The organism is Nonomuraea mangrovi (genome assembly GCF_042681425.1).
Taxonomy (GTDB): Bacteria; Actinomycetota; Actinomycetes; order Streptosporangiales; family Streptosporangiaceae; genus Nonomuraea; species Nonomuraea mangrovi.
Map to the genome: position 1 here is coordinate 195,891 of NZ_JBHUFV010000016.1, position 19,432 is coordinate 215,322.

Genomic DNA, 19,432 nt, shown 5'->3' on the forward strand with positions numbered 1-19,432 from the left:
AGGCTCTCTCCCCGAGGTCGCGATCGGTCAAGACGACCGGGGAACGGTCAAACGACCAGGCGGGCGACCGAGAGCGGGGCGGACGGCCAGACGACCCGAGAGCAGGACGCGGACGGCCAGACGAACAGGCGGGCTACCCGAGAACAGGACGCGGACGGCCAGACGAACAGGCGGGCGACCGAGAGCAGGAGCCGGACGGTCAGACGACCAGGCGGGCCAGGGAGAGCGCGAGGTGGGCGCGGAGGCGACCCGCCGGTACGGCGAGCGAGAAGCCGAGCGCGGCCTCCGCCCTGGCGATGCGGGCGGCCATCGAGCTGTGGTGCAGGTGCGCGGCGACGGCGGCCCGCCGTACCGAGCCCTCCTCGCACAGCGCCCGCACCGCGGCGGCCACCTCGGGCGGCAGCGAGCGCATTGCGCGAACGTCGGGCAGTTCGGCGACGGCCTCGTCGGGAACGTGGGCGGCCAGCAGCGCAAGCGCCCCCAGATCGGCCCAGCGCACCACGCGGTCCCGCGACTCCTCCGTGGTGAAGCGCAACGCCAGGCGGGCCGCCTCCCAGGAGTCAGCCACCTTGGTGGCGCGCACGGACGGTCCCACCCCGGCCCGCACGGTGGGTGGCAATGCCTTGACCTCGGCGGCAACGATCACGACGGCCACATCGCCTACCGTGGTGGTCCTGGCGTGCGTGCCCTGCGCGCGCAGTCCCGCCATGAGTGCGGGCCCGTCGGCGGCGGGCACGGCGAGCACCTGCAGCGGCGCGCCCGTCGCGAAGCCGAGCAGTCGCAGCGCCCTGGCACGTGCGGCGTCGCCGGTGTCCGCCGACAGGGCGAGCTCGACCAGCGCCGGGTCGGCGGCCGAGGCGGTACGTTCGAGCGTCACCTCGGCGGCGACGGCGAGCCGCTCGAGGACGATCTCGTCGAGGCCGTGCGGGTCGCCCTCTCGCTCCATCCAGACCGTGCCGAGTTCGGGGCCGAGCTCCCTGACGAGCCACCCTGCCCCGGCGGCGCCCGCGTCCACTACGCCCCCGTGCACCGGTGCTCCCCCACGTCCTGGGACGGCCTCCTTTCCAGGCGCGCCGTCGGCCCCAGGCACGGTGCTCGTCCCCGAGGTGATCGTGGGCCTCGGCTCAGCGCTCGACCCTGGCGCGCTCCTGGCCGTCAGGGCGATCTTCGCCCCCGGCTCGACGCCCGCCCGTAAGGTGGCCGTCGGCCTCGGCTCCGCGCTCGATCCCCGGATGGCCGTCGACCTCGGCCCATCGCTCGCCCCCGTGATCGACCCACGCTCGGTGCTCGACCCCAGCCCAGTGTTCGGCCCCAGCCCGGTGCTCGACCCCAGTGGGGCGTTCGATCCGAGCGGAGCGTTGGGGCCTGGCGTCGCTTCTGCCTGCTTGGCAGCGGCCTCGGGTTCTGGGGCGGTCTGGGGCTGGGTGGGCGTCTTCGGCCTGATCGCGGGGTTCTTGCCTGGTGTCGCCCGCCAGCGCCTGCCCGTCGAGGCGTCGAGCAGCCCCACGGGGCACTGCGCCAGCGTGGCCGTGGCCTGCAGTAGCTTCGCGATACCGACGTGGTCGCGCACCAGCGAGTCGAAGTATGCGATGACCCGCACCGCGCTCTCCGCGCCCGTGTCGAGCATCGACAGGCGCAGCATAAGTGCCTGCACACCGTCAGGCTAACCACGATCACGGCCAGATCGGCGGGGCCGGGCATAGTGTTGTGGGACAAATCCTTCTCGTCCCTGGGGGTCGTCTTGTCCGACCAGCAGCCCTATCCGTACGGCTCGTCCGATCCGTACGGCCTGCGCTACCCTTCAGGGCCCTACGACTCATCGAGCGCTCCGATCCCGTACGGCCAGCAAATCCCCGGTCCTTTCGGGCACCCCGCCGTGCCGTACACCAGACGGCGACCTCCTGTCCCGCTGCCGCCGCGCAAGGAGCCGTCGATCTCGGTTCTGCTGTCGTTCTTCCTGCCCGGGGTCGGATCGATCGTCAACGGGGACACCGCCAAGGGGGTCGGCATCCTTGTCGGGTCGTACGCGACGTTGATCTTCGGGTTCATTCTGGCGTTCGTGATCATCGGATTCCTGCTCCTGCCCGTCTCCTTCGGCCTGTGGGTCTGGGGTCTCATCGACGCCTACCAGGGCGCTGTGCAGGCCAACCGGCGCCACGGCTATCCGGGATAGACTCGACGCTGTAACGTCTTGTGAGTGTTAAGGCGTTACATGACGGCCGTGGTGGCCGCGCGAACGGGCGACGAGATGTCCGGGCCCGCGCTCCTGGTGCTGGGCTTGGCGGTCACCGGGTCCCCCTCGGTGGCGTCATGGCTGCTGGCAGGGCTGACGATCTCCGCGGCCCTTGGCGGACCCGTCCTCGGCGCCGCGCTCGACCGAGCCCGCGAGCCTGGACGCCTCCTCGCCGCCCTGCTGGCCGGATACGCGGCCGGGCTCCTGGCGATCCTCGCGCTGCTCGGCGGGGCACCGGACCCGGTCGTGATCGGGGTGGCGGTGGCGGCGGGCCTGCTCGGCCCCGCCCTCTCGGGCGGCTGGACCGCGCAACTCCCGCGTCTCGTCCCGGCTGACCGGCTGCCTCGCGCGAACGTCCTCGATTCCATCGCCTACAACCTCGCCGGACTGGCGGGCCCTGCCCTCGCGGGACTCGTCGCGGCCTCCGCCGGTGCGAACGTCGCCGTCATCGCCTCCGCCGCCCTGGTCGCCGCCGCCCTCCCGGCCGCCTGGTCCCTCCCCTCCCGCCAACTCCCCATCCCCGCCGAACCCATCCATGAGCCCAGCCACGAGGCCATTCACGAGGCCACCGCCAAGACCTCCACTCAGGCCACCCCCGAGCCCATTCACGGGTCCACCACTCAGGCCACATCCGAGACCGTTCGAGAGGCCACCGCCCAGGCCACATCCGAGACCGTTCGCGAAGCCACCGCCCAGGCCACGCCCGAGACCGTTCGCGAAGCCACCGCCCAGGCCACGCCCGAGCCCGCCGCCCGGGCAACGCCCGACACCACCCCCGGGGCCGCAGTTCAGACCACCACCAAGACCGCTACCGTCCCTCCTCCTCCGCGGTCGCAGGCAGCCCCCGCCACGCCCGATGGTGGCAGCCCCTCGCAGGAGTTCAAGACCGGCACCGCGTCGTCCACGGCCGAGGCCGCCGTCGAATCGAACCCGACCACCCGGGACGCCGACGATTCGCCGCGCCACGGCATGCGCCACGAACTGGTCGCCGGGTTCGCGGCCCTCGCCCGTGCGGGAAGCCTCAGGCGCGCCACGCTGACCTCGATGATCTCCTACGCGGGCCTCGCGACGCTGACGGTCACCGCCCCGCTGCTCGGCGGGCGCCTGCTGGGTGATCCCGGGTACGGCGCGCTGCTGCTGTCCGTGCTGGCCGCCGGCGCTCTGGCCGCGAACGCGGTGCTCGCCAGGTTCCCCACCACGCGCCCTGACGCCGTCGTGCTGGCGAGCGTACTGATCATCGGCGCGGGCTTGGCGCTCGCCGCCTTGGCGGGAACGTTCACGATGGCGGTGCTGGCCGTCGTGCTCGTCGGGCTGGGCGAGGGACCGCAGCTCACCGCCCTGTTCGCGGTACGGCACCGCGAGGCGCCGCCCCGGTTGCGCAGCCAGGTCTTCACCACGGGAGCCAGCCTGAAGATCACCTCGTTCGCGCTGGGTTCGGCGATGGCCGGACCGCTGGCCGCCCACTCCCCCGCCGCCGCACTGCTGGCGGGCGCGACCATCCAACTCGTGGCGGCGGTCGCCTTCCTCCTCTCCCACCGCCTTCCCCGCCCCGCGACCGCCGCCTGACCATCACCGCCCGACGCGGCCTCGCATTCGACGATCCAGGCAAAGCCCCAAGCGCCGAGACCCGAAGCCACGGCCCGCAATCCCACGTGTCGTCGAGTGCGGGCCGCACCCAGAACCGCGCGGTCGGACGCGCGGACAGGCAGGCAAGCAGGCGGACGGGCAGACGGATGGATGGACAGGCGGGCGAACGGGCAGGCGGGCAGGCGGGCGAACGGGCGGGCGGGCGGGCAGACCGACGGGCGGAGGAGCGGGCGGGCGGAGCGTCAGGGGTGGGAGGCGCGGTGGGCGGCGACGCGTTCCCTGGTGGCGCAGCGGCTCCCGCAGTACCGGCGGGGGCTGCCGCCTCCGAGGTCCAGGTACGGCTTGCCGCAGCCCGCGGCGGCGCACAGCCCGCCGGGCAGGCGCTGGTGGTCGGCGAGCAGGACGGCCAGCGCCATCGCCGAGGAGGCGAGGAACCATGACCCCCACGGCCCGTCGTCGGCCTCGTCGACGTGGAGGTGCCAGGTACTGGTTCCGTGGTGGCTGGTGAGGCGGGGTGGACCGGCGGAGCCGGCGAGGAGTTCGTTCAGCAGGGCGGCGGCCTCGTCGACGGTCTCTGCGCCGAACACCCGGACCAGTCGTGAGGCCGCCTCGCGCATCGTCTCGACGTCGTTCGGGGTGAGGTCGAGGGGCGGCCGCTCGCCGTATTCCAGGAGGACGCGGGTGACTCCCTCCGTGTCGGCGTGCTCGTGGAGCAGCGCCACTGTCAGGGCGACGGCGCGGCGGGCCATGACTTTCGTCGAGTGCACGCCCGCAGGATAGCGCCGGCGACAGGGCCTGGCGGTGGGCCGCGCCCCGGCTTGCGGTGGGCCGCGCCCCGGCTTGCGGTGGGCCGCCACCCAGAGCGCCGCGCCCCACAAAAGCGGGGGTTGTGGTGAGCTGTCGCCCTGACGGCGTCACGTCCGACTGAGGGTTGCGGTGGTTCTGTGATGGGAGCGCTCCCAAAGTCGTCTATGGGGCATTTATCCAGAGAAGTACGACTTCACAGTTGGAAAACACCTCTCCGGTAACGGTTCTGTTGCGCCGTATTGACGCCCCGACCCGTCGTCGGACACCCTTCGTGGGAGCGCTCCCAAATGAATGTCCATCGCGGTTCACCGGCCGGGGACGAGGCCGCGACCACCCGAGAGGGGTCCAGAATGATGACCACCAAGCGTCGCGGTAGCCTCACCGCCGCCGCCCTGGCCGCGACCGCCCTGGCGATCGCCTCCTGCGGTTCGGGCTCCACCCCCGCCGGCGCTCCCGCCGCCTCCGGTGCCGCCGAGCCCGTCACCGTGAAGGTCCAGGTGTTCGGCGGCGGCGAGAACTTCGGCTACAAGAACGCCGTCGCCAAGTGGAACGCCGAACACAAGGACGTCCAGATCAAGCTGGAGGTGCTCACCGACCAGTTCGAGCAGGTCTACTGGCCGCAGATGATCCAGTGGCTGCAGGCCGGCAAGGGCGCGGGCGACGTCGTCGGCATCGACGAGGGCGGCATGGGCCTGGCGAAGGCGCACCCCGAGTGGTGGGCCGACCTGGGCGAGCAGGGCCTGTCCGGCCGCCAGGCCGACTACCCCTCCTGGAAGTGGGAGAACGGCGTGTCCTCCGACGGCAAGGTGTTCGGCCTCGGCACCGACATCGGCGGCATGAGCGTCTGTTACAACAAGACGCTGTTCGAGAAGGCTGGTCTCCCCACCGACCGTCAGGAGGTCGCCGCCCTCTGGCCGACGTGGGACGACTTCCTCAAGGTCGGCCAGCGGTTCCAGGGCAAGGTGAAGGACGCCAAGTTCACCGACGGCACCAACACCCTCTACAACGTGGTGCTGGTCCAGGAGGCGGCCAAGAACGGCAACCTCACGTACTTCGACAAGTCCAACGCCCTCGTCGTCGACAAGAACCCCGCGGTGAAGACCGCCTTCGACTTCGCCCAGAAGATGACCCAGCTCGGCCTCACGGCCAAGCTGCGCAACTTCACCGAGGAGTGGGCGACGGGCACCAAGAAGAACGCCTTCGCCACCGTCGGCTGCCCCTCGTGGATGCTCGGCGTCGTCAGCGGCAACGCGGGCGAGGGCGCCAAGGGCCAGTGGGACGTCGCGGCCGTTCCGGGTGGCGGCGGCAACTGGGGCGGGTCGTGGCTGGCGGTGCCCAAGCAGTCGGCGCACCCGAAGGAGGCGGCCCAGGTCGCCGACTACCTGACCAGCGCCGAGGTGCAGGCCGGCATCTTCACCGACTTCGGCAACATGCCGAGCAACACCAAGGCCCAGCAGGACCCGGCGGTGACGGGCGCGAAGAACGCCTTCTTCAACGACGCCCCGATCGGCGACATCTTCGCCAAGTCGGCGGCCTCGCTGCAGCCGGTGTTCCTCGGCGTCAAGCACACGCAGGTCAAGAACGCCGTCGAGTCGGTGGTGCAGGGCATGGACGACGGCTCGGTCGTCCAGGACAAGGCCTGGCAGCAGCTCGTGGACGACGCGGTCAAGGCCGCGGGCTGATCAGGCCCGGCAGCCGCGATCCCGTGACCGGCTCCGGCCCGCCGTTGCGACCCGTCGCAGGCGGGCCGGTCGCCGGTCCCCGAAGCGAGAGGTCTCCATGAGCCTTCACCTGGAAAAGGCGCCCTCGAGGGTCGCCGCACCGCCACCGCCGAGGAACGGCAGGCGCTGGCGGTCCGTCCTGGACATCAGGGCCATGCCGTACTTCCTGATCTCCCCCTATTTTGTGCTTTTCGCGTTCTTCGGGCTGTTCCCGCTGGCCTTCACGTTGTGGTACTCGCTGTACGACTATGACCTGGCGGGAACCACCGAGTGGGCGGGCCTGGGCAACTACGCCCAGTTGCTGGCCGACGAGGACTTCTGGAACGCGGTCGTCAACACCGTCGGGATCTTCCTGCTGGCCACCATCCCCCAGCTACTGCTGGCGCTGCTGCTGGCCAACGCGCTCAACAAGCGCCTGCGCCTGCGGCTGGCGATCAGGATGAGCGTGCTGCTGCCGCTGGTCACCTCGGTGGTGGCGGTCGCGGTGGTCTTCACCCAGCTGTACGCCAGGGACTGGGGCCTGGTGAACTGGGTGCTGAGCTGGTTCGGCGTCGAGCCGATCAACTGGCGCGCCGAGCGGCTGCCCTCGTGGCTGGCGATCGCCACCATGGTCGACTGGCGATGGACCGGCTACAACGCGATCATCTTCCTCGCCGGCATGCAGACGATCCCGCGCGACCTGTACGAGGCGGCCTCGATCGACGGGGCCTCGCGGCGCAGGCAGTTCTGGCAGATCACGCTGCCGATGCTGCGCCCGACGCTGATCTTCGTGGTGCTGAACTCGACGATCGGCGGCCTCACCCTGTTCGCCGAGCCGACCACCTTCTACAACGGCAACGTGGACGGCGGCTCGCAGGGCCAGTTCCAGACGGTGGCGATGTTCATCGTCAAGCAGGGCTTCAGGGAGTTCGACTACGGCTACGCCGCAGCGGCGGCCTGGCTGCTGTTCCTGCTCATCCTCCTCGGCGCCCTGATCAACTTCCTGTTCGTCCGCCGGATCGGGGGCACCAGATGACCGGCTCTTCAGGCAGCCCCAGGCTGTGGAACGCCACCGTCATGACCAGGGTCATGCTGGTGCTCGCGATCGTGCTGTCGGCCTTCCCCCTCTACTGGATGCTCGTCATCGCCTCGCGCACCAACGACGACGCCGTGGAGGTCCCTCCGCCGTTCCTGCCGGGCGGCAACCTGGGCGAGAACATCCAGGCGGTGCTGGCCAACGAGGACGCCCACTTCATGACCGGGCTGATGAACTCCTTCATCGTGGCGACCGTCGTGACGGTGTCGGTGGTGCTGATCTCGACCCTGGCCGGGTTCTCGTTCTCGAGGCTGCGCTTTCGGGGCAGGAGACTACTGCTGCTGACGATCCTGGTGACGATGATGGTGCCGCTGCAGCAGATGGGCGTCGTGCCGCTCTACCGGCTCATGGTCGACCTGGAGTGGACGGGCACGCTCACGGCGGTGATCCTGCCGTACCTGCTCAACGGCTTCGGCGTGTTCCTGATGACCCAGTACACCGAGCAGGCGGTCCCGAACGAGCTGGTCGAGGCGGCCAGGGTGGACGGCGCCTCGACGATGCGGATCTGGTGGAACGTCGTGCTGCCCGCCGTACGGCCGGGCATGGCGGTGCTCGGCATCAACACCTTCATGCTGCTGTGGAACGACTACATGTGGCCGATGATCGTGCTGACGCCCGACAACCCCACCGTGCAGATCGCCATCCAGGCGCTCAACGAGCGGTTCTCCACGAACTACGTGCTGATCTTCGCGGGGACCGCGCTGTCCATCATCCCGCTCATCATCGTGTTCATCGCGTTCGGCCGGCAGATCGTCGGCGGCATCATGGAAGGTGCGGTCAAGGCGTGACAACCCAACAGGACCGGCTCGACGACCGGCTGCTGTTCCCCACCGGCTTCACGTGGGGCGCGGCTACCTCGGCGTACCAGATCGAGGGGGCGGTCGGCGAGGACGGGCGCGGCCAGTCCATCTGGGACGTGTTCTCCAGAAAGCCTGGCAGGGTGCTGGGCGGCGACAACGCCGACGTGGCCATCGACCACTACCACCGCTACCGCGACGACGTGGCGCTGATGGCCGAGCTGGGGCTGAGCGCCTACCGCTTCTCGATCTCGTGGCCGCGTGTGCAGCCCGACGGGATGGGCGCGATCAACCAGCGGGGGCTCGACTTCTACCGGCGCCTGGTGGACGAGCTGCTCGGCCGCGGGGTGGAACCGTGGGTGACGCTCTACCACTGGGACCTGCCGCAGTCGCTGGAGGACAGGGGCGGCTGGCCCGAGCGGGACACCGCCTACCGTTTCGCCGAGTACGCCGCGGCCGTGCACGAGGCGCTGGGTGACAGGGTGCGCAACTGGTCCACGGTCAACGAGCCGTGGTGTGCCGCCTTCCTCGGTTACGCCTCGGGCGAGCACGCGCCGGGACGGCGCGAGCCCGCGAGCGCCATCAGGGCCGCGCACCACCTCAACCTGGCGCACGGCCTGTCGGCGCGGGTGCTCAAGAACGACGGCAACAGGGTCGGCGGCTGCGTGAACCTGTACGCGATCTCCCCCGCGACGGACACCGCGGCCGACCTCGACGCGGCACGGCGCGTCGACGGGCTGCAGAACAGGTTCTTCCTGGACGCGCTGCTGAAGGGCCGCTACCCGGCCGACGTGCTGGAGGACCTGGAGCAGGTCACGGACATGGCGTTCGTGAAGGACGGCGACCAGGAGACGATCAAGGCCCACATCGACATGCTGCTGGTCAACTACTACAGCCGCTTCACCGTCTCCGGCGCCCCCGGTGGCGCAGCGTCGGCCGCGGCCGCGCCGACCGACTCGGCCTCCCCCTGGGTGGGCAGCGAGCACGTCTCGTTCGTCAACGGCGGCCGGCCGGTCACGGCGATGGGCTGGGAGATCGACGACAGCGGCCTGACGGAGATCCTGGTGCGGGTGGCCGCCGACTACCCCCGCCTCTCCCTGGTCGTCTCGGAGAACGGCGCGGCCTTCGACGACGTGCTGTCCGAAGGAAGGGTGCGGGACACCGACCGCATCGCCTACCTCGACGCCCACCTGCGCGCCTGCAGGACCGCCATCGACGAGGGGGTGCCGCTGGAGGGCTACTTCGCCTGGTCGCTGATGGACAACTTCGAGTGGGCCTGGGGGTACGGCAAGCGCTTCGGACTCCTGCACGTGGACTACGCCACCCAGCGCAGAACCCCCAAGGACAGCGCGCTGTGGTATGCGGAAACGATCCGGCACAATAGCTGAATGGCCATGAACCGACCGACGCTCGAAGCGGTCGCAGCGCTCGCAGGGGTCGGCAGGGGCACGGTGTCCCGCGTCATCAACGGCTCGCCGAAGGTGAGCTCGAAGGCAAGGGACGCCGTGCTGAAGGCCATCGAGGAGCTCGGCTACGTCCCCAACAGGGCGGCCAGGGCGCTGGTCACACGACGTACCGACACGGTGGCGCTGGTGGTGTCGGAGTCGGAGCAACGCATCTTCGACGAGCCGTACTTCGCGGGCATCATCCGCGGCATCGGCTCGGCGCTGGCGGAGACGGGGCTGCAGCTCATCCTCGCGATGGCGCAGTCCCCTGAAGAGCACGAGCGGCTGGAGCACTACCTGACAGGGCAGCACGTCGACGGCGTGCTGTTGCTGTCGCTGCACGGAGAGGACCCGCTGCCCGGCAGGCTGGAGGCGATGGGCGTGCCGACCGTGCTCGGCGGCCGTCCCGTCGGGCTCGAGGCCTTCAGCTACGTCGACATGGACAACAGGGCGGGGGCCAGGCAGGCGGTCAAGCACCTGCTCGGCCTGGGTCGCACCAGGATCGCGACGATCGCGGGCCCGCAGGACATGGGCGTGGGCGTCGACCGGCTCGCGGGCTACCGCGACGCGTTGCTGGCCTCCGGCATGGGCGAGCTGGTCGGTTTCGGCGACTTCTCCGAGGAGAGCGGCGAGAGCGCGATGCGCGAGCTGCTGGAGGCGCATCCCGGGCTCGACGCGGTCTTCGCCGCCTCCGACCTGATGGCCGTGGGCGCGCTGCGGGCGCTGAAGGCCGCGGGCCGTTCCGTCCCTGGCGACGTGGCCGTGGTCGGGTTCGAGGACTCCAAGGTGGCGTTGCACACCGACCCCCCGCTCACCACCGTCCACCAGCCGACGGAGCTGATGGGCAGGCAGATGGCGCACCTGCTGGTCGCCAGGATCAACGGCGAGGAACTGCGCCAGCCTGTGCTCATCCTCGACACCCATCTGGTGCTGCGCGGCACCGCCTGAGCGCCGCGCACCCCCTCTGTATTCTTTGCCGGTCGAAAGGAATCCCCTCGTGCCCACACTTTCCGGCGCCGGCTACACCGCCGAGATCAGCACCCGCGGCGCCGCCGTCCGCGGCCTGCGTCACGGCGCGCGCGAGCTGCTCACCAGCTGGCCCGAAGGCGGCCCCGTCCCCTACTTCGCGGGGACCCTTCTGGCGCCGTGGCCCAACAGGGTGGGCGGCGCCGTCTACACGTTCGCGGGCGAACGCCACGAGCTGCCGGTCAACGAGCCGGGGCGCGGCCACGCCCTGCACGGCCTCGTCCACGCGGCCGAGTGGCGGGTGGACGAGGAGCACGGGTCGCGGGTACGGCTGGCGTACGACCTCGCCCCTTCGCCCGGCTACCCCTTCACTCTGTCGTTCCTCGTCACCCACGCGCTCGGCGAGCGGGGCCTGACGACGACGGTCTCCTGCGGGAACTCCGGGGAGCGGGCCGCCCCCTACGGCTGCGGCCCGCACCCGTGGCTTCTCGGCGGGCGGCTGCACGTGCCCGCCGAGAAGGTGCTGCTGCCCGACGAGCGGATGCTGCCGCGCTCGCTGGAGGAGGTGGCGGGCACGCCGTACGACTTCAGGCAGCCCCGCGAGCTCGGAGACACCCCCCTCGACCACACGTTCACGGGGCTGTCGTCGGGCGAGGTCGCCGTCGACGACATCACGGTGAGCTGGGACCCGGCGGTGATGCCGTGGGTGCAGGTCTGCACGGGCACGCACCTCGGCTACACGGGTGTGGCGGTCGAGCCGATGACCTTCCCGCCCGACGCGTTCAACTCGGGAGCCGACCTGGTCGTGCTGGAGCCGGGTGACGAGCACGAAGCGTCGTGGACGATCGGAGTCCGCTGATGGAGAGCAGGACCAAGCGCAGGCTGGCCGCGGACGAGTTGTCGCGGCTCGCCCATCGGGCGGTCGGCTCGCACGTGAGCGACGCGGTGGAGCTGGCCGACGGCTTCGCCAACGCGGTGTGGCGGCTGACGCTCGACGACGGCCGCAGCGTCGTGCTGAAGCTGTCGCCGCCGCCGGAGCTGGAGCAGCTCACCTACGAGCACGACCTGCTGCGCATGGAGGCGGCCGCCTACCCGCTGGCGGCGTCGGCGGGGGTGCCGGTGGCGGCGCTGCTGAAGGCGGGGTTCGACGATCCGGTGCTCGGCGGCGACTACCTGGTGCTGTCCGCGCTCGACGGCACGCCGTGGAACCAGGCGGCGCTCGACGAGGCCGCGAACGCGGCGCTGCGGTACGAGCTGGGCGGCCATCTGGCCCGTTTCAGCACCGTCACCGGCGAGGTGTACGGCTACCCGCACAACGGTCTGACGGGCTCGACGTGGCGCGAGGCGTACCTGCGGATGGTGGGGGCGCTGCTCGACGACGCGCTGCGCTACCCGGCGACCCCGCTCCCCCGCCCGGTCGCCGAGCTGAGGGCGGTGCTGGAGGGCGCCTCGGGCGTGCTCGACGAGGTGACCACGCCGCACCTGGTCCACTTCGACGTCTGGCCTGGCAACGTCTTCCTCGACCTGACGGGACGCCCCCGCATCCAGGCGATCATCGACCACGAGCGCGCCTTCTGGGGCGACCCGCTGGCCGACCTGATCACGCCGACGCTCTTCCGCGAGATCGACGAGGACGACCCGCTGCTGGCCGGCTACCGCGCGGTGCGCCCGCTGGAGCTGACTCCTGGGGCACACCGGCGGCTCGACCTCTATCGCGCGTATCTCTACCTCATCCTGCTGGTGGAGAACGGCCCCCGGCAGTACCCGGAGGCCGACTACGCTCCACTGCGCGATCTGGCGATGACCTCGCTGGTCAAGGTCCTCGACCGGCTCTAGTGCCGGTGGCCCTCCTCGCCGTGCTCGGGTACGGCGGAGTTGGTCACCGCCTCGTAGTCCTGGCCCGCCTCGGCGCCCAGCGTTCTGGCTCTGGCGTCCTGGCCGGCGAAGCGGCAGGTGGTGGCGCCGGTGACGGTGTTGGGGGCGCCCAGGTCGTCGGGGGTGGCCCCGGCGCAGGTCAGCGCGCCCCTGACCGTGGTGCCCGCGACGATCGCGCCGGTGGTCCCGTTCAGGACGGCGGCGCCGCGGATCCTGGCGCCGACGGCGGTGAGCGCGCCGCCGGAGACGCTGAGCGCGCCGTCGACCTCGGTGTCGAGCAGGTGGAGCTCGGCGGCCTTCGAGGCGGTGAGCGCGCCTTCGACCGTGCCGCCCCGCACCACGAGGGAGGCGCCCGGCCGTACGGTGACGGGGCCCGTGATCTCGGCGCCGGTCAGGCAGGTCACGCCCTCGCGCACGGTCAGCGGGCCGCGGTGCGCGCCGGTGACGGTCGTCGTGCAGGCGGGGGGCGGGGCGATCGTGGTGACGGTGAAGGCGCGCTCCCTGCCGTGGTTGCCCGAGGCGTCGATCGAGCGGTACTCGATCGTGTGGCGGCCGCGGGGCAGCTTGCCGTACACGAGGTGGTCGATGGTGGTGCCGGTCTCGGTGAAGGTCCACGGCTGCTCGGAGGAGGTGGGCCAGCCGAAGTAGTTGAACCAGCCGTCGCCGTCCACCCGCGACTCCGAGACGACGTAACCGTCGTTGTCGTCGTCGCCGGTGAGCCTCATGGTGAAGGGCCCGTTGTAGATGTAGGTGTCGGCGCCCGGCTTGAGCAGCGGCTTCGACAGCTCGTAGGCGGTGGTGGGGGCGACGGCGTCGACCTTCCACGTGAGCGTCTGGCCGCCGAGGGCGGCGGTGAGCGTGTGCGCGCCCGTGGTGCGGCCCTTGAGCGCGACCTCCGTTCCGGTGGCGATCTGCCTGCCGTCCAGCGACCAGGTCACGGCGGGGACGGCGGCCGCGGGGTGGGTGGTCTCGACGTGGACGACGTCGGCACCGCCGACGGGCCGGTCGGTCGGGGTGGAGGAGACGATGGCGGGCGTGACGCCGTCGGGCGGGGTGGTGATCGCGGTGTCGACGGTCCAGGTGCGGGTGCTCGTCATGGCGGTCCTGATCGCGGGGTCCCTGACGAAGTCCGTCGGGTCGGCGACGGTCGCCCTCACGGTGTGGGTGCCGGGGGTGAGGCCGAGCGTGCGCAGGTCGAGGACGTCGACGTCGCCCGGGAGGTCCTCGCCGTCGACGTTCCACGTGGTGACCAGGCCGTGGTCGACCGGGTGCATCGGCTCGACCCACAGCACGCGGTCGGCGCCCACGGGGGCGGCGGTGGGGGTGGCGTCCTGGACGACGTCGGTCTTGGCGGTGATGCGCCGGACCATGACCTCACGGCTGACCTGGTCGAAGTAGTAGCCGAGGGTCTTCATCATGGAGTGCCTGCTGGGCCGCCACACGCCCGTGGTCGTGTACAGGCCGCCCTCGTAGCGGGCGATGGGGCCACCGGACTCGCTGGCGTCGCCGAGCCAGCGCCACCACTTGCGCTGCTGGTCCTTCATCTGCTGCTCGGTGAGCAGGCTGTGGTGGGCGCTGCTCGGCTCGCCACCGGTGTAGGGGCCGCCGGGGACGCCGCGCTGGTAGTAGTCGTACTCGTCCTGCAGACCGCCGAGCGAGTGTCCCAGCTCGTGCGGGCTGATCAGCGCCGACATGGCGTTGCTGCCGGAGGCCGTGGCGTACGAGCCGCCGGCGCCGCCGTAGGTGCCGCTGTTGGCCAGCGCCATGATCTGCCGGTTGGCGGAGGTGGTCCCGGCGATCATGTTGGCGTAGCGGGTGGCCGCCGCGTTGTTCATGGTGATCAGGCGCTGCACGCTGGAGGCGTTGCAGCCGCCCCAGAAGCCCATGCTCAGGGGTGTGGTCTTCCTCGGCGAGGTGAGGTCGGGGTCGCAGCTGACGCCCGACTCCCCCGAGACGATGTCCACGCGGTAGACGTTGATGTAGTTCCGGTAGGACTTGAACGGCTCGATGGACCACATCACGTTGAGGTGCCGGTCGACGTCGGCTCTGAAGGCCGCCTGCTCGCTCTCGGTGTACCCGTCACCCATGATGATCAGGTTGAAGCGCTTGCCGGGCGGGCCCGTCACCTGGACCTGCGTGACCGTGGCGCTGCCCGGCTCGGCGAGGGCGGGAAGGGGGACCAGCCACGCGAGGGCCAGCACCGCTGCAACAAATATCCGCATGCCCCGAAATATCGGCCTGTGCGGCGGTCGCAGGGACATCCCATATGGGGATAATCCCGGTGTTATGGTCCGGGCATGCAGTTGGAGCTGAGGCATCTGAGGGTGCTGAGAACCATCGCCGACCAGGGCAGCGTCACCAGGGCCGCCGCGTCGCTCGGGGTCTCGCAGCCCGCGTTGACCGCCCAGCTGCGCCGCATCGAGCAGACGCTCGGCGGGCCCGTCTTCGAGCGCGACCACCGAGGCGTGTCGCCGACCGCGTTCGGGGAGTTCGTCCTTGCCAGGACGCGTTCCATCATCGCGGGCGTGGACGACCTGCTGCAGGCGCGCACGCCCGCCCATCCGGTGGTGCGCGTCGGCAGCTTCGAGAACCCGATCGTCGTCACGCTGCTGGAGAGCCTGTCGAGAACGCTGCCCGACTCGCGCATCACGCTGCAGACCGAGCACTTCGTCAGGGTGCTGGTGGACATGGTGGCCAACGACCGGCTCGACGTCGCGCTGGTGGCCGACTACCCGGGCCACGCCTTACGGTCGCACGCGTCACTCGGGCTCGGGGTGGTGGCGGTCGAGCCGGTCTTCGTGGCGCTGTCGTCGGGGCATCCGCTGGCGGGCCGCGACGAGGTGGACCTGGCGGAGCTGGCAGGCGAGCAATGGGTGCTGCCTCCGTCGGACGGTATGGGCTGGCCCGAGCACCTGCTGGAGGCCTGCGCGGCGGCGGGGTTCTCACCGCGGGCGCGCTACCAGATGGTGGAGGCGGGGGTGCGGCGCGAGCTGGTCGGCGCGGGGCACGCGGTGTCGGCCTGCCAGGCGCTCTACGACGCGGGGCCCGCCGTGACCGTGCTGCCCCTCAGGGGGAATCCGCTCTGGATGCGGCACGTGCTGCTCTGGCGCACCGCGGGTCCTGTGGCCGCGCAGTCGGCGACCGTGCTGGCCGCCGCCGTGTCCGCGCACCGGGCCGTCGCTGACCGCAGCCTGCCGTACCAGGCATGGAGCAGCCGGTACGGGACGCCGCCCGACGTCATGTGAGCGCCCCTTGCGCATCCACGGATCTCAACGCATGATGAATTCATGCGCTGTGTGATAGCAGGCGGCGGCCCGGCGGGCGCGATGCTCGCCCTGCTGCTGGCCAGAGCGGGCGTCGAGGTGACGCTGCTGGAGAAGCACGCCGACTTCCTCCGCGACTTCAGGGGGGACACGATCCACCCCTCGACCCTCCAGGTGCTCGACGAACTGGGCCTGGCCGAGGAGTTCCACCGCATTCCGCACCGCAAGGCGTACGGGCTCGACCTGGTGACCGACACGGGGGTCAGCCACCTGGCCGACCTGCGCGGCCTGCCGGGACGCTACGACTACATCGCCTTCGTCCCGCAGTGGGACTTCCTCGACCTCCTCACCTCCCAGGCCGCGAAGTATCCGTCGTTCCGGCTGCTCATGAACGCCGAGGCGTACGGGCTGATCCGCGAGGGCGGGGCCGTGCGCGGCCTGCGGTACCGCGACGAGGACGGCGAGCACGAGCTGAGGGCCGACCTCACGGTCGCGGCCGACGGCCGCGGCTCGGTCCTGCGCAAGGCGGCGGGCCTGGTGCCGAAGGAGTTCGGCGTGCCGATGGACGTCGTCTGGTTCAGGATGCCCCGTGAGGACACCGACCCCGGCGACACCTTCCTGCGCGTCTCGCCGGGCCGGCTCATGGCCACGATCAACAGGGAGACCTACTGGCAGCTCGGCTACGTCGTCCCCAAGGGCGGGGCCGAGCGGCTGCACGCCGCGGGCATCGAGGAACTGCGCCGCCAGGTGGGCCGGCTGCTGCCGTTCCTCGGCGAGCGGGTCACGCTGCTCAAGAGCTTCGAGGACGTCAGCACCCTCACCGTCGCGCTCAACCGGCTACGCCGCTGGTATCGGCCAGGATTCCTGTGCATCGGCGACGCGGCGCACGCGATGACACCAGTGTTCGGCGTGGGGATCAACCTGGCCGTCCAGGACGCGGTCGCCACGGCCAACATCATCCTCGCGGAGGGTCCCTCCGCGGTGCGCGAGGTCCAGCGGCGGCGCATGTTCCCGACCAGGGTGACGCAGCTGGCCCAGCAGGTGGCGCAGAGGCGGCTGATCGCGCCCGCGCTGTCGGGTTCGCTGCGGCTCACCCGGGTGCCCGACCTGACGCGCGTCCCCTTGCTCAACAAACTGGCCAGGACCTTCATCGGCAACGGCGTCCGTCCCGAACATGTGGCCACCAGGTGACATGACAGGACGGCCGCGCGCGCAGGTCCGGCCCCGCTGGCCTTTCGGGGACACGGTCACGGCCACCGGCGCCGCCACGTTCTCACAACGTGGACGCCGAGGTCGGCGTGCGGGGGGCTGGTGGAATACCCTCGTATGCCGTGAGCAACCTTGATTCCTGGCGAACCATGACCGCGGCCCAGCAGCCGGACTGGCCCGACCGCAGCGAGCTCGAGAAAGTGGTCGCCGAGCTCGGCGGACTGCCACCGCTGGTCTTCGCGGGCGAGTGCGACCAGCTGAAGGACCAGCTGGCCGCCGTGGCCAGGGGCGAGGCCTTCGTCCTGCAGGGCGGCGACTGCGCCGAGACGTTCGCCGGCGCGACCGCCGACAACGTCCGCAACAAGCTCAAGACACTGCTCCAGATGGCGATCGTGCTCACCTACGCCGCCAAGGTCCCGGTCGTGAAGATCGGCCGCGTCGCGGGACAGTTCGCCAAGCCCCGCTCCAAGGGCACCGAGGTCCGCGACGGCGTGGAACTGCCCGCCTACCGCGGCGACATGGTCAACGGGTTCGAGTTCACCGCCGACTCACGCAAGCCCGACCCGTGGCGGCTGCTGCGCGCCTACCACTCCTCGGCCGTCACGCTCAACCTCGCCCGCGCCTTCACCAAGGGCGGCTACGCCGACCTGCGCCAGGTGCACGCGTGGAACCAGGACTTCGTGGCCGAGTCGCCTGCCGGGCGCCGCTATGAGCAGCTGGCCAGGGAGATCGACCAGGCGCTGGCGTTCATGCGGGCCTGCGGCGCCGACCCCGAGGAGTTCCACACGGTGGAGTTCTACTCCTCGCACGAGGCGCTCATCCTCGACTACGACAGGGCGCTCACCAGGGTCGACTCGCGCACCGGCCTGCCGTACGACGTGTCGGCGCACATGGTCTGGATCGGCGAGCGGACCCGCCAGCTCGACGGGGCGCACGTGGAGTTCTTCTCCCGCATCCGCAACCCGATCGGCGTCAAGCTCGGCCCCACGACGACGCCCGAGGAGGCGCTCGCGCTGGTCGACAAGCTGAACCCGAAGAACGAGGCGGGGCGGCTGACGTTCATCACGCGGATGGGCGCGTCCAAGATCCGCGAGCACCTTCCGGTGCTGGTGGAGAAGGTGACCGCGTCCGGCGCCCAGGTGGCGTGGATCTGCGACCCCATGCACGGCAACACGTTCGAGGCGCCGAGCGGGCACAAGACCAGGCGGCTCGACGACGTGCTCGACGAGGTGGCCGGTTTCTTCGAGGTGCACAGGGCGCTCGGCACGCACCCCGGCGGCATCCACATCGAGTTCACCGGTGACGACGTGACCGAGTGCGTCGGCGGCGGGCAGGAGATCGTCGAGGACGACCTCTCGCTGCGCTACGAGACGGCGTGCGACCCCCGCCTCAACCGGAGCCAGTCGCTGGACCTGGCCTTCCGGGTGGCGGAGCTGTACCGGTCGGTCTGACCCGCCACGCCACGCGCCCGCTCCCTCACTCAGGGGGCGGGCGCTCGGTTTCCCCTGGGAGCCGCGGCCCGCTTCCCCTGGTGCCGCGGACCTCCTGGTTGTCCGCGGTACGGCGGACATGAAACCGAATCGTCTTCTATGATCGCCAGGACAACGTCACCCAGGTGTGGAGTAATCGTGGATGGTCAGCCGGCCCCCGAGGGAGTGGACCCGAGCGTCCCCAACGTCGCGCGGATGTACGACTACTACCTCGACGGCAAGAACAACTTCGCCGCCGACAGGGCCGCCGCCGAGCAGATCCTCCAGCTCTTCCCCGAGACCAGACGGTCGGCCAAGGAGAACCGCGCCTTCCTCGGCCGCGCCGTACGCCACCTGGTCAGCCAGGGTGTCGACCAGATCGTCGACCTGGGCTCGGGCCTGCCCACTCAGGGCAACACCCATGAGAGCGCGCCGGGCGCGAGGGTCGTGTACGTCGACTACGACCCCGTCGTCTGCGCGCACGGCAGGGCGCTGCTGGCCGACGGGACGAACGTCGACATCCTGCACGGGGACGTCCGCGAGCCGGGCAAGCTCCTCGTCGAGCTCGGCGACCTGATCGACTTCAGGCGTCCTGTGGCGTTCCTGATGCTCGCCGTCCTGCACTTCCTGCCCGACACGGAGGCCTATCCCGTCGTCGGCGCGCTGAGGGAGGCGAGCGCGCCGGGCAGCCACCTGGTCATCAGCCACGCCATCGACGCCAAGCCGGACACCACGCCCGAGGCGCTGCAGATCTACGAGCGCGCCACCGCCTCGCTCAGGCTGCGCACCGAGGAGGAGATCAGGCGCTTCTTCGACGGCTACGAGCTGGTCGAGCCCGGCCTGGTCTTCCCCAAGGACTGGCGTCCCGAGCAGCCGCCGCTGGTCGGCGACAGCGCCAGCTCGATCGGCTACGCGGGCGTCGGCGTCCTGCGCTGACAAAGCGGCGGAGCCCTCACCCCATGCGGGCGAGGGCTCCGGGAGTCCG

General features: G+C 70.9%; 16 protein-coding genes. 13 read left to right on the forward strand and 3 right to left on the reverse strand.

The window, feature by feature from the left end:
* Positions 1-199: 199 nt before the first annotated feature.
* Positions 200-1,654, reverse strand: coding sequence for a helix-turn-helix domain-containing protein (locus ACFSKW_RS11075; protein ID WP_379571890.1), 1,455 nt, complete (start codon positions 1,652-1,654; stop codon positions 200-202).
* A gap of 87 nt (positions 1,655-1,741) precedes the next feature.
* Between ACFSKW_RS11075 and ACFSKW_RS11080 the strand changes: the two genes are divergently transcribed.
* Together ACFSKW_RS11080 and ACFSKW_RS11085 are read left to right on the forward strand one after the other, a co-directional pair.
* On the forward strand, positions 1,742-2,173 hold the full coding sequence (locus ACFSKW_RS11080; RefSeq protein ID WP_379571892.1) for a hypothetical protein: 432 nt from the start codon (positions 1,742-1,744) through the stop codon (positions 2,171-2,173).
* Between the two features lie 24 nt (positions 2,174-2,197).
* Positions 2,198-3,799 (forward strand): MFS transporter, encoded by a 1,602-nt coding sequence (locus ACFSKW_RS11085; RefSeq protein WP_379571894.1) that lies wholly within the window; start codon positions 2,198-2,200, stop codon positions 3,797-3,799.
* Between the two features lie 263 nt (positions 3,800-4,062).
* On the opposite strand, the gene ACFSKW_RS11090 is transcribed toward ACFSKW_RS11085, so the two are convergent.
* Positions 4,063-4,587, reverse strand: coding sequence for a CGNR zinc finger domain-containing protein (locus tag ACFSKW_RS11090; protein ID WP_379571896.1), 525 nt, complete (start codon positions 4,585-4,587; stop codon positions 4,063-4,065).
* Between the two features lie 390 nt (positions 4,588-4,977).
* Between ACFSKW_RS11090 and ACFSKW_RS11095 the strand changes: the two genes are divergently transcribed.
* The 7 genes from ACFSKW_RS11095 (at position 4,978) to ACFSKW_RS11125 (ending at position 12,467) form a co-directional block, all read left to right on the forward strand.
* A complete protein-coding gene (locus ACFSKW_RS11095; RefSeq protein ID WP_379571898.1) occupies positions 4,978-6,309 on the forward strand; it encodes an ABC transporter substrate-binding protein in 1,332 nt (443 codons plus the stop codon).
* Between the two features lie 97 nt (positions 6,310-6,406).
* Positions 6,407-7,363, forward strand: coding sequence for a carbohydrate ABC transporter permease (locus ACFSKW_RS11100; RefSeq protein ID WP_379571900.1), 957 nt, complete (start codon positions 6,407-6,409; stop codon positions 7,361-7,363).
* Positions 7,360-8,211, forward strand: a complete 852-nt coding sequence (locus tag ACFSKW_RS11105; protein WP_379571902.1) for a carbohydrate ABC transporter permease — start codon at positions 7,360-7,362, stop codon at positions 8,209-8,211. The genes ACFSKW_RS11100 and ACFSKW_RS11105 overlap by 4 nt, the downstream gene beginning before the upstream one ends.
* Entirely contained in the window at positions 8,208-9,608 is a 1,401-nt protein-coding gene (locus ACFSKW_RS11110) for a GH1 family beta-glucosidase (protein ID WP_379571904.1), read from the forward strand. Before ACFSKW_RS11105 ends, ACFSKW_RS11110 begins: the two co-directional genes overlap by 4 nt.
* Entirely contained in the window at positions 9,609-10,613 is a 1,005-nt protein-coding gene (locus tag ACFSKW_RS11115) for a LacI family DNA-binding transcriptional regulator (RefSeq protein ID WP_379571906.1), read from the forward strand. It begins immediately after the preceding gene.
* A 49-nt stretch (positions 10,614-10,662) separates the two neighbouring features.
* Positions 10,663-11,490, forward strand: a complete 828-nt coding sequence (locus tag ACFSKW_RS11120; RefSeq protein ID WP_379571908.1) for an aldose 1-epimerase family protein — start codon at positions 10,663-10,665, stop codon at positions 11,488-11,490.
* Positions 11,469-12,467: a phosphotransferase gene (locus ACFSKW_RS11125; protein WP_379571910.1), complete on the forward strand. Its 999-nt coding sequence runs from the start codon at positions 11,469-11,471 to the stop codon at positions 12,465-12,467. The genes ACFSKW_RS11120 and ACFSKW_RS11125 overlap by 22 nt, the downstream gene beginning before the upstream one ends.
* Here the strand turns inward: ACFSKW_RS11125 and ACFSKW_RS11130 are convergent.
* Positions 12,464-14,728, reverse strand: coding sequence for a M64 family metallopeptidase (locus ACFSKW_RS11130; protein ID WP_379571912.1), 2,265 nt, complete (start codon positions 14,726-14,728; stop codon positions 12,464-12,466). The genes ACFSKW_RS11125 and ACFSKW_RS11130 overlap by 4 nt on opposite strands.
* Positions 14,729-14,803: 75 nt before the next feature.
* On the opposite strand from ACFSKW_RS11130, the gene ACFSKW_RS11135 reads away from it, so the two are divergent.
* From ACFSKW_RS11135 to ACFSKW_RS11150, 4 genes are all read left to right on the forward strand, one after another.
* Positions 14,804-15,751 (forward strand): LysR family transcriptional regulator, encoded by a 948-nt coding sequence (locus ACFSKW_RS11135; protein ID WP_379571914.1) that lies wholly within the window; start codon positions 14,804-14,806, stop codon positions 15,749-15,751.
* A gap of 42 nt (positions 15,752-15,793) precedes the next feature.
* A complete protein-coding gene (locus ACFSKW_RS11140; RefSeq protein ID WP_379571916.1) occupies positions 15,794-16,960 on the forward strand; it encodes an FAD-dependent oxidoreductase in 1,167 nt (388 codons plus the stop codon).
* A 140-nt stretch (positions 16,961-17,100) separates the two neighbouring features.
* Positions 17,101-18,429, forward strand: a complete 1,329-nt coding sequence (locus ACFSKW_RS11145) for a class II 3-deoxy-7-phosphoheptulonate synthase (protein ID WP_379571918.1) — start codon at positions 17,101-17,103, stop codon at positions 18,427-18,429.
* A gap of 177 nt (positions 18,430-18,606) precedes the next feature.
* Entirely contained in the window at positions 18,607-19,383 is a 777-nt protein-coding gene (locus tag ACFSKW_RS11150) for an SAM-dependent methyltransferase (protein ID WP_379571920.1), read from the forward strand.
* Positions 19,384-19,432 lie beyond the last annotated feature (49 nt).